Origin of the sequence: uncultured Oribacterium sp. (assembly GCF_902481605.1) — a bacterium.
In the GTDB taxonomy this organism is placed as follows: domain Bacteria; phylum Bacillota; class Clostridia; order Lachnospirales; family Lachnospiraceae; genus Oribacterium; species Oribacterium sinus.
The window spans coordinates 43,883-53,850 of the sequence record NZ_CABSXI010000010.1 but is presented as its reverse complement, the minus strand read 5'-3'; the positions used below and the strand labels follow the sequence as shown (position 1 = coordinate 53,850).

Genomic DNA, 9,968 nt, shown 5'->3' with positions numbered 1-9,968 from the left:
AAGCGGATTCGCTTTGCATTTTCTATAAAAAGAAATATCAATATTATCCGAGGAGATAGTGCTACAGGAAAAACAACGCTTTTCTCAATGATTGAAGAATATGGAAATCTTGGCAAGGATTCTGGCGTGCAAATTCAATGCGATAAGGCCTGTGTAGCACTATCTGGAAAATACTGGCAGGAGACGCTGGAAAATATTCATGATTCCATAGTCTTTGTTGATGAAGATAGTAAGTTTTTAAAAACTAAGGATTTTGCAAAAAGAATTCGTAATTCCAATAATTATTATGTGCTGATTACCAGAGAAAATTTACCTTCCTTACCCTACTCCGTGGAAGAAGTATACGGGATTCATTGTTCGGGAAGATATATGGATACAAGGCAGGTATATAACCTGTTTTATAAGATATACTCGGAGACAAATCCCGGAAAGCTATTGGTAAAGTCCTTAATAACGGAGGATTCTCAAGCAGGATTTACCTTTTTTTCACACGTTTCCGAGATAAGGGGGATTTGTTGCGAGAGCGCAGGGGGAAAATCCAATATTCTAGGGATTTTACAAAAAAGATTGCTTGATAAAGAGCAGAAGGAAACTTTGGTGATAGCGGATGGTGCGGCATTTGGACCGGAAATGGCTCATATTTCTCAATTACTTAGAGAGAATGTAAATATCAAACTCTATCTTCCGGAATCCTTTGAATGGCTTTTATTGTATGCGGATATTTTAAATAAACCATTTATTCGTAAAAGGCTTGAAGAAGCAGAAAATTATATAGAGAGTGAAAAATACTTTACCTGGGAAAGATATTTTACAGATTTACTAATGGAAGAAACAAAAGATTCCCCCTATCCTTATGACAAGTCGAATCTGAAGGACTTTTATCTTCAGGATAAGGTTGTTCAAAAAGTGTTAGAGGCAATGGTACCAATCTGCTTGGCTAAAGAATAGATGTATCAGTATGATAGGGTACTTATAAAGTCTCTAAGATAAGAGAATGTGAGTCATAAAAAATTGCTAAAAAGTCCGTTCAATGCTATACTGCTTTAGCATATAAGATGTGAGAGAATATATAGGAAAATTAATTTTTAAGGAGATATCATGTTGAGAACAAGAGGATTTTTACTATGCCTTCTGGCATTATTTTTTCTGGTATCCTGTAAACCCAAGTACGGAGTGAATTCTGCTCCGAATTTAACCACAGCGGCGGCAGATCAAGTAATTCTTATCGATTTCGACCAGATTTCCGACGATGTGATAGAGAGCATGGATCCTGAGGATTTCCCTTTTGTAAAGAATCTGACGATTTCCGGAAGTAATGATACCCATATGGTGGAAGTCAATGCGGAAATTGTGGACAATGTCAGCAATGAAGCACTGACCATCTTCCTGGATCAGCTGATGCGGGAGATTTCCAATGCTGCAGCGGTACAGGATTTCCGTTATAGTAAGTCCACAGACGACAGCTATGGAAGCTTCTTCCAAAAATACGGTGTACACTATGTAATCACCAAGGGAGAAGAGACTATGGAGGATGTTACCGTGCAGCCGGGAGAGAGCTTCCCTTTCACGGCGTAGAGATAAAAAATTAGCCTCTCGGAGCAAGAAATAGGGTCTTTCACTTTATTGCCTGAGAAGAAAAGAGTGGCAGAATTTTTTTGCAACAAGTACAAGGACTGTAGCAATAGGAGAAATCATTCTTCATGGAAAATACTAAGGACAAGATGTCTAACGAAAATATAGACAATCAAGATAGGGGAAAAGTACCCCAACGAGAAAAGAGAGGGCAGGGTTTTCAATTAGAGCATTGGCATATCATTGCTTTGGGACTGATGCTTTATGATTCCCTTGCCCTCAGCTTTTCCTATTTGATTGCCCTTTGGCTTCGCTATGATTTGCGCTACAGCACCATTGACACGATATACATAGAACGTTGGAAAGCGTTTCTTCCCTTCTACATTCTAGGGTCACTGGCGGTTTTTTGGTTTTTAAAGCTTTATAAAAGCATTTGGCGCTTTGCCAGTTACTCCGAGCTTCTTCGGGTAAGCATGGCCACCGTCATTTGCTCCTTCTTTCATATCATCGGCATCACGTTTTTTTGGGGAAGAATGCCCATTTCCTACTACGTCATCGGAGCGATTTTACAGTATCTGGCGGTACTGGGCATTCGCTTTTCCTATCGCTTTATCCTGCTTCTCCGAAAGGTCAATAACAAGAAAAGCCATCATCGGATTATGGTGATTGGGGCAGGAGCCGCAGGGCAAATGCTGATTCGTGACATTCAACGCTCCGGAGAAGTAGACGGGGCGGTAGTTTGTATTATCGATGACAACAAAAACAAATGGGGAAGACTCATTGACAATATCCCTGTGGTGGGAGGAAGAGAAAGCATTTTGGAGGCGGTGGAGAAATTTGCCGTGGATAAAATCTTCTTAGCAATTCCTTCCGCTACCGTTTCTCAAAGAAGAGATATTCTGCAAATCTGTAACGAAACCACCTGTGAGCTGAAGAACCTTCCCGGAATGTATCAGCTGGTTACCGGACAGGTCAGTGCCAGCGCCATGCGGAAGGTTTCTGTGGAGGATTTACTGGGAAGAGATCCGATTAAGGTGGATCTTCGGGAAGTATTTTCCTTTATTAACGGAAAAACGGTATTGGTTACCGGCGGCGGAGGCAGCATCGGCTCGGAGCTTTGCCGACAGATTGCAGGCCACAGTCCTAAGAAACTGATTATCTTCGATATCTATGAGAACAATGCCTACAATATCCAATTAGAGCTACGGGAAAATTTTCCGGAGCTGGATTTACTGGTGTTGATTGGATCCGTACGAGACTCCCGGAGAATGTTCCAGATTTTTAAGGAGTACAGACCGGAAATCGTTTATCATGCGGCGGCTCATAAGCATGTGCCCTTGATGGAGGACAGCCCCTGTGAAAGCATTAAGAACAATGCCTTAGGAACTTACAAGACTGCCTATGCGGCTATGGTAAACGGTTGCAAGCGCTTTGTGCTGATTTCCACGGATAAGGCGGTGAATCCTGCCAATATCATGGGAGCAAGCAAACGACTTTGCGAAATGATTATCCAGGCTTTTGACAGCAAGATTAAGGCGGGACGGGTGCAGGATATTCCCCAGCTCTTCACCCATAAGGGAATGGAGAATGCGGACAAGGACGGCACGGGGGCAGTATTCCAGGATATTCAGACAGAATTTGTGGCAGTACGCTTCGGAAATGTATTGGGATCCAACGGATCCGTCATTCCCATCTTCAAAAAGCAAATCGAAAAGGGCGGGCCGGTAACCGTAACTCACCCGGATATTATTCGATATTTTATGACCATCCCGGAGGCGGTAAGCCTTGTCTTAGAGGCGGGAACCTTCGCTAAGGGGGGAGAAATCTTTGTCTTGGATATGGGAAGCCCGGTAAAGATTGATACCCTGGCCAGAAATCTGATTCGCCTCTCCGGCTTTAAGCCGGATATCGATATCAAGGTACAGTACAGCGGACTTCGCCCGGGAGAAAAGCTATACGAAGAAAAGCTGATGGCGGAAGAGGGCTTGCAGAACACCGCCAACGAGCGTATTCATATCGGAAAACCATTAAGTTTCGACATTGATGCCTTCCTTGGAAAGGTGGACGACCTGATGGAAGCTGCCTACAAGAACAAGGAGGATATCCGGGAAATGGTGAAGGAAATTGTGGGAACCTATAAGCCGGCGGAATAAGGAAAAGTCTTAGGTAATACCTATATTCTTGTGAAAAAAAGAGCAGAATGCTAAGAAGAAATAAGTTTGTAGAATGAGAAGTTGGGAAATAGGAGTCTAAAAAACAGGAAACTACAAAACAGGAATCTACAAAATAGGCACAAAGCGATGGAGACTGTAAGCAAGAGAGTGGAGGAGTTATGCGGAATCATAAAGATAGCAATCAGAAAGCTTGGATAGCGCTTATCCTGGGAGGATGTCTGGCAGGCCTTACCCTCTTACTTTCCCTGTGGAAAAAGAAATCCTGTTCCTCAGAACTTTCCGGAAAAGAAAAGAAGCTTTGCTTAGAAAATAAAAAGGCTTCTATTTTCCAAAATAAGAAACGAGGAAATCAATCTTCCGAATATCGGAATCCCTTTGAGGGAAAGAAGGTTATATTCGTGGAAAACCCTTTTGAAGCAGAAAATGCAGACGGGGTAAGAGGGCATCTGGAAGCGGTAGGAGACAGTGACTATATTCCTAATTTCTATACAAGAGTTATTAAAAGGGGAGGAGATACTATCCTCTCCGCTTTTGCTTTGATTTTACTGTCTCCGGTTTTTCTTTTCCTCTCTGCTGCTATATTTTTGGATGATCCGGGACCTATCTTTTTCACCCAAAAGCGTCTAGGGAAGAACAAACGCTATTTTCCCCTGCATAAATTCCGCAGCATGAAGATGTGTACTCCCCACGATACCCCAACCCACATGCTGGAGAATCCGGAGCAGTATATTACTCGCATGGGTAAATTCCTTCGGGCTCATTCTTTAGATGAGCTTCCCCAGATTTGGGATATTTTTGTGGGGAATATGTCTATCATCGGGCCAAGACCGGGTCTATGGAATCAGGATTTGCTTACCGCAGAGCGCGATAAATATAATGCCAACGATGTCCAGCCGGGGCTTAGCGGCTGGGCGCAGATTAATGGCAGAGACTCCATAGAGATTCCGGATAAGGCTAAACTGGACGGAGAATATGTGGAGAAAATCGGATTCCTTATGGATCTGCGTTGTTTCTTCGGAACTATATTTTCCGTGCTTAGGAAGGATGGGGTTGTAGAAGGGGGAACGGGACAGTTGAAGCAGGCAGGACATGTTGATAAGGATAAAGACAGGTCAGAAGTAGAAGACGATTTGAAAGGTAAGCAAGATAAGCAAGCTATTAGTATTTTAATCACCGGCGCTCATTCCTACGTAGGAGAACAGGTCGAGCAATATTTAGAAGAGTATAATCAAAAGCTATTTCCCGATTATCCTGCATCAAGACGATATTTAATAGACACGATTAGTTTATTTGGAGAAGAATGGAAAAAGATAGATTTTTCTTCCTACGATGTGGTTTTTCATGTGGCAGGGGTAGCGCATCAGGATGATGACACAAAGGGAGTAAAAAAAGTAGCTCATGAAAAAGACTCAAAGGATAAGGAAAATAGTCCGGAGGCAAAGTATTATGCGGTAAATCGTGACCTTGCGATTGCATGTGCAAAAAAAGCAAAAGCGGAAGGTGTTAAACAATTTATTTTTATGAGTTCCATGATTGTATATTCAGGAATAGAGCAAGATTGTATTACTTTAAAGACTCCTATGAAGGCTCTAAATTATTATGGAGATTCAAAGTTACAGGCCGATTTGACTTTACAGGAAATGCAATCAGATCAATTCAATGTTGTTATTCTTCGTCCGCCTATGATTTATGGGGAGGGATGTAAGGGGAATTACCCGAAGATGGCCAAATTAGCCAAGATGCTACCATTTTTTCCGGTAGTAGGGAATAGGCGCTCAATGCTTTATATTGGAAATTTGGCCGAGTTTATAAGGCTCATGATTGAAAATAAGGAAAGAGGGATATTTTTCCCACAAAACAAAGAGTATGTTGATACAGGGGAGATGATTCGGGAAATTGCAAGAGTACATCATTGGACATGTTTCACCGTACCGGGAACAAAACCACTTATTCATGCATTACAATTCGTGCCGGGAACGATTGGTACTTTAGGGAAAAAGGCATTTTCTTCCAGATATTATCGAGAAGATTGTTCCCGGTATATAGAAGATTATCAAATCTTTTCTTTTAAGGAGTCTATTCGAAGAACAGAGGGAAGATAGATTTATGGAAAAAAGAGTCTTAATATTAGCTTCTGTTGCATCAATGATAGGACAGTTTAATAGAGACAATATATCTCTTCTACAGAAAATGGGCTACAAAGTTGATGTTGCATGTAATTTTAAAAATGGAAGTACCTTTTCTGAAGAAAGTGCTAAACAGCTAAAAAAGGAGTTAATAGAACAAGGTGTAAGGTGTTTTCATGTAGATTTTTCTCGTTCTCCGGTTCAAATAGGAAAGCATGTTCAATGCTATCGTACAGTGAAACGACTGATGCTGGAAAATCAATACCTATTTTGCCATTGTCACAGTCCAATTGGTGGAGCGATTGCAAGAATTGCCGGGCATGTAACAAAAACAAAAATAATTTATACAGCTCATGGATTTCATTTTTTTAAGGGAGCAAGTGTTTTAAACTGGGCTATTTATTATCCAATAGAGTTACTTCTATCTTATTGGACCAACTGTCTTATTACCATTAATAAAGAAGACTATTACCGCGCAAAATATAAATTTCATGCAAAGAAAACAGTATATATTCCGGGAGTAGGAATAGATAGTAACAGATTCCAAAGTTTAGGCATTTCCAGGGAACAGAAGAGGAAGGAGCTGGGACTTTCCAAGGAAAATATCTTTATCCTATCTGTTGGGGAATTAAATAAAAATAAAAATCATGAAGTGGTGGTCCAAGCTTTAGCCGGAATAAAGGATCGAAACATTGTTTATATGATTGCCGGAGAAGGCAATCAAAAAGAGCATTTAAAAACATTGGCAGAGGAAAACGGTGTCTCTCTCCGCTTACTTGGTTTCAGAGAGGATATCTGCGCTCTTTTGGAGGCTGCTGATGTATTTGCATTTCCATCTAAAAGAGAAGGACTTTCCGTTTCAGTGATGGAAGCCATGTTTATGAAAAAACCTGTAATTGCGTCCAAGATAAGAGGAAATACAGACTTGATAAAGGATGGGGAAAATGGTTTGTTAGTGCATCCGAACACGGTTGAAGCTTGGGAGCAAGGCATGCATAAAATGATAAATACTATAGGTACTTATCATCTGGGAGAAAAAAAGAGATTAAAATCCTTAGAAAAAAAGAATATTAATGAAAAAATGATGCAAATATATAAAGGGTGATGCCTATATAAAGGAAAAGGCATAAAGTTAGACTCGGTGCAGTGTACTTTTATGTCGAGAATGATTTCATAGAAAGGATGGGAAAGATGGAAGTAGATATTATTATGGGTGTCTTCAACGAACAAAAAACGATTAAAAGAGCCATTGATTCCATTCTGGAACAGGATTATTTGCAGTGGAAACTGCTTATTTGTGATGATGGTTCTACTGATGAGACTGTTTCTATTATTGAAAATTATGTTCATAGCTATCCGGATAAAATTGTATTATATAGAAACGAAAGAAATAGAGGCTTGACCTATTCCCTGAATAGGTTATTAAAGTACAGTACGGCACGATATATTGCCAGAATGGATGCTGATGACTATAGTGTTCCATCAAGAATAAGAGTAGAACTGGAGTTTTTAGAGAAAAATCCACAATATGCAATGGTTGGATCTGCTATTGAAAAGTTTGATAAAAATGGTGTATTCGCAACAGTTTTATTTCCGGAAAAACCGGGTAGAAAAAGTTTGTTATGGAATAGTCCTTTTGCACATCCGACAATTATGATTCGTCGGGAAGTTATCCTTTCCTTACATGGATATAGAGACTTACCTAAAACCAAGAGATGTGAAGACTATGACTTATGGTTTCGGCTATATGCAAGAGGTTTTTTGGGATATAATATTCAGACTCCTCTTTTAAAATACTTTGAGGATAGATCTTCTTATAAGAAAAGAAAATATAGATATAGAATTAACGAAATGAGGGTGAGATTCGAGGGGTATCTTCATAATCATTTAATGCCGATTGGCTTGGCTTATGCTATAAAACCACTGCTAGTCGGATTGATACCCTATTCAGTAATACAGAAATTTAGGAGATTAAAATAAATGGGTTCGAAAGAAATAAAAATTATATTGCTATCGCAACTACTTTCGATTTTCTTAGGGATTTGCTCTTTGGCTTTTTTATCAAGCACAACCCTTCATTTTTTTTATGTTCTTATAGCTTCTATTTCTTTAGTGATTGTCCCTTTTTGTAAGAAGAATGGTCTCGTTTCGCCTCTCTCCTATTTCATCTTATCTTTTTTTGTGTTTGTTTGGATGAGATATCTTTTACATATTTTCTTCTCTATGTCTGTTATTTCTGTGGGTATGGGCATAACAGATACGAATTTACATTTGGTAGCAGCTTATTTGGGAATTTCTGCAAATGTGATTGTTATTGTTTCTAATCTTGCTACATGCTATTTCTCGGAGAAACCACGAATGATATTTAAGCAGGAATATCGAATGGTAGTACCCAAACTCATACAATATCTTATTCTTCTTTGCAGTTTATTGGCATTTGGTTTCTTTATTCTTGATTCCGTTCGAAAAATATCTATTATAAGATCATCCAATTATCTTATGATTTCAGAAACGATATTATTGCAGGGATACAGGTATTTTTCCATAGGAAAGCACTTGCTATTGTTATGGTTGATTTTTGGGAATTATAAGAATCGTTTTTTTATTGCCAGCTCTTTATTGGTGGTCTCTTCTGTGGGATATTTGATGAGAGGTGCCAGAGGATATGCAATTATGTATATTTTTTTGTGGCTGCTCTTTTTCTCTCTAAAAAGAAAAATAAAGCTTTTACCTTTAGTGGCCCTTGGAGTAGCACTTATTGTTATGGCTAATTTTATATTATCCTATCGTCTAAAAGGAAGTGTAGCATCGGGCTTTGGTTCCATATTGCTTTCGACTCTCCACTCTCAGGGAGCATCCGTAGAGTCAGTTTTCGGAAGTGTAGTATTTCATGATACAATTGCAAAAGAATTTTCATTTTTAGAACTGTTTACTCGAAATGACTATGGTATAGTAGTGGATCGTGTCAGAGGGACAGGATTTGAGAGAGGTGGATTTGGATCAAGTTTTTTTGGGGAAATATATTTGGGAGGAATTGCTTTAAGCTTTTGTTTCTTAACGATAGCAGGGATTTGTATAGGATTTCTTGAAAGTGCATATAATTATATTGTAAAATCAAAAAAGGCAAGTTTTTATGCCAATCTTCTCTTGTTTATGACTGTTCCGAATCTTGTATATCTGGGAAGATCCAGTATAAAAGACTTTGTAATGAAATGCATTTCAACTACCGTTATTCTTTTGCTATTACATACGTATACGATGTATAAAGAGGGAAGAATGATGAAAACTGGAGGAAATAAGAATGGATAATTCTTGTGCTATATTGGTTCTGGGATGTGATAAGAACATCAGTGTATTGAATATATTTTTTGATTTTTTAAAAAAATTTTGGCCGAATTGTAAGTATCCTATTTATCTTGGTTTGGAAAAATCCACAGTTCGGTATGAGGGAGTATCTACCTTAAACTCTAATGAAAAGCAATGGGCAAAGAGAATTAAATCCTATTTAATGTCTTTAAAAGAAGAACGGGTACTGATTATTTTGGATGATTTTCTTCCGGAAGCTCCTGTGGATTTTCATAAAATAGAAACTTATATTGCTTATATGAAAGAAAATCAGGATATCGTAACCATCAGTCTGGCTGAAATTTATGACAAAGCTAATTTCCCGAGTACATATCCGGGGCTGATGAGGAGGAAAAGCAGGGGAGATTATTTACTGAATATGCAGGTAGGCTTGTGGAATAAATCGATTTTGTGTGCTTTGCTACGAGATAAAGAAACTCCTTGGGAAACGGAGCTATTTGGATCGATTCGTGCCAGAAAATATGCTAAATATCAATTTCTCTGTATTCCTTCAGATCAAAACAGCCCTTATCGATATGGGAGAGGTTGGCTGTTGGTTAGAGGTTGCTGGAATGGCAATGAAATCAAAAGGTTGGGGCTGGAATCTTATTATAAAGATATTTTTGATGGCAAGGATATCATTTATAAAGGCTTCATGCAGATTAGTTTTGTACAAAGAGTAATTCGAAGACTGAGAATTATATACAGAAAGATGCTTAGTAGAGTAGGTGTTTATATTTAAGGAGGTTAT

The 9,968-nt window shown here is 38.9% G+C and carries 8 protein-coding genes; all 8 read left to right on the top strand.

What is annotated here, in order from left to right; genetic code table 11:
- A partial coding sequence (locus tag RDQ32_RS03345) for a translation initiation factor 2 (protein ID WP_308579110.1) occupies positions 1–948 on the top strand: 948 nt, incomplete at its 5' end.
- Positions 949–1,098: 150 nt separating this feature from the next.
- Positions 1,099–1,575: a hypothetical protein gene (locus tag RDQ32_RS03340; RefSeq protein ID WP_308579109.1), complete on the top strand. Its 477-nt coding sequence runs from the start codon at positions 1,099–1,101 to the stop codon at positions 1,573–1,575.
- Positions 1,576–1,700: 125 nt separating this feature from the next.
- Complete coding sequence (locus RDQ32_RS03335) at positions 1,701–3,725, top strand: nucleoside-diphosphate sugar epimerase/dehydratase (RefSeq protein ID WP_308579108.1); 2,025 nt, start codon at positions 1,701–1,703, stop codon at positions 3,723–3,725.
- 179 nt (positions 3,726–3,904) lie between these two features.
- The gene (locus tag RDQ32_RS03330) at positions 3,905–5,848 is read left to right on the top strand and encodes a sugar transferase (RefSeq protein WP_308579107.1); all 1,944 of its coding nucleotides are present in this window, start codon (positions 3,905–3,907) and stop codon (positions 5,846–5,848) included.
- A 4-nt stretch (positions 5,849–5,852) separates the two neighbouring features.
- The gene (locus RDQ32_RS03325; protein WP_308579106.1) at positions 5,853–6,977 is read left to right on the top strand and encodes a glycosyltransferase family 4 protein; all 1,125 of its coding nucleotides are present in this window, start codon (positions 5,853–5,855) and stop codon (positions 6,975–6,977) included.
- 86 nt (positions 6,978–7,063) lie between these two features.
- A complete protein-coding gene (locus RDQ32_RS03320) occupies positions 7,064–7,852 on the top strand; it encodes a glycosyltransferase (protein ID WP_050768763.1) in 789 nt (262 codons plus the stop codon).
- Entirely contained in the window at positions 7,853–9,181 is a 1,329-nt protein-coding gene (wzy, locus tag RDQ32_RS03315) for an O-antigen polysaccharide polymerase Wzy (protein ID WP_007157043.1), read from the top strand. It begins immediately after the preceding gene.
- Entirely contained in the window at positions 9,174–9,959 is a 786-nt protein-coding gene (locus tag RDQ32_RS03310) for a hypothetical protein (protein WP_308579105.1), read from the top strand. The genes wzy and RDQ32_RS03310 overlap by 8 nt, the downstream gene beginning before the upstream one ends.
- The last annotated feature ends 9 nt before the right edge of the window (positions 9,960–9,968 follow it).

Bases quoted from the DNA above. Each gene is read 5' to 3' on its own strand.
- RDQ32_RS03325 (WP_308579106.1), top strand. From the start codon at position 5,853: ATGGAAAAAAGAGTCTTAATATTAGCTTCTGTTGCATCAATGATAGGA.
- RDQ32_RS03310 (WP_308579105.1), top strand. From the start codon at position 9,174: ATGGATAATTCTTGTGCTATATTGGTTCTGGGATGTGATAAGAACATC.
- RDQ32_RS03340 (WP_308579109.1), top strand. From the start codon at position 1,099: ATGTTGAGAACAAGAGGATTTTTACTATGCCTTCTGGCATTATTTTTT.
- RDQ32_RS03335 (WP_308579108.1), top strand. From the start codon at position 1,701: ATGGAAAATACTAAGGACAAGATGTCTAACGAAAATATAGACAATCAA.
- RDQ32_RS03320 (WP_050768763.1), top strand. From the start codon at position 7,064: ATGGAAGTAGATATTATTATGGGTGTCTTCAACGAACAAAAAACGATT.
- wzy (WP_007157043.1), top strand. From the start codon at position 7,853: ATGGGTTCGAAAGAAATAAAAATTATATTGCTATCGCAACTACTTTCG.
- RDQ32_RS03330 (WP_308579107.1), top strand. From the start codon at position 3,905: ATGCGGAATCATAAAGATAGCAATCAGAAAGCTTGGATAGCGCTTATC.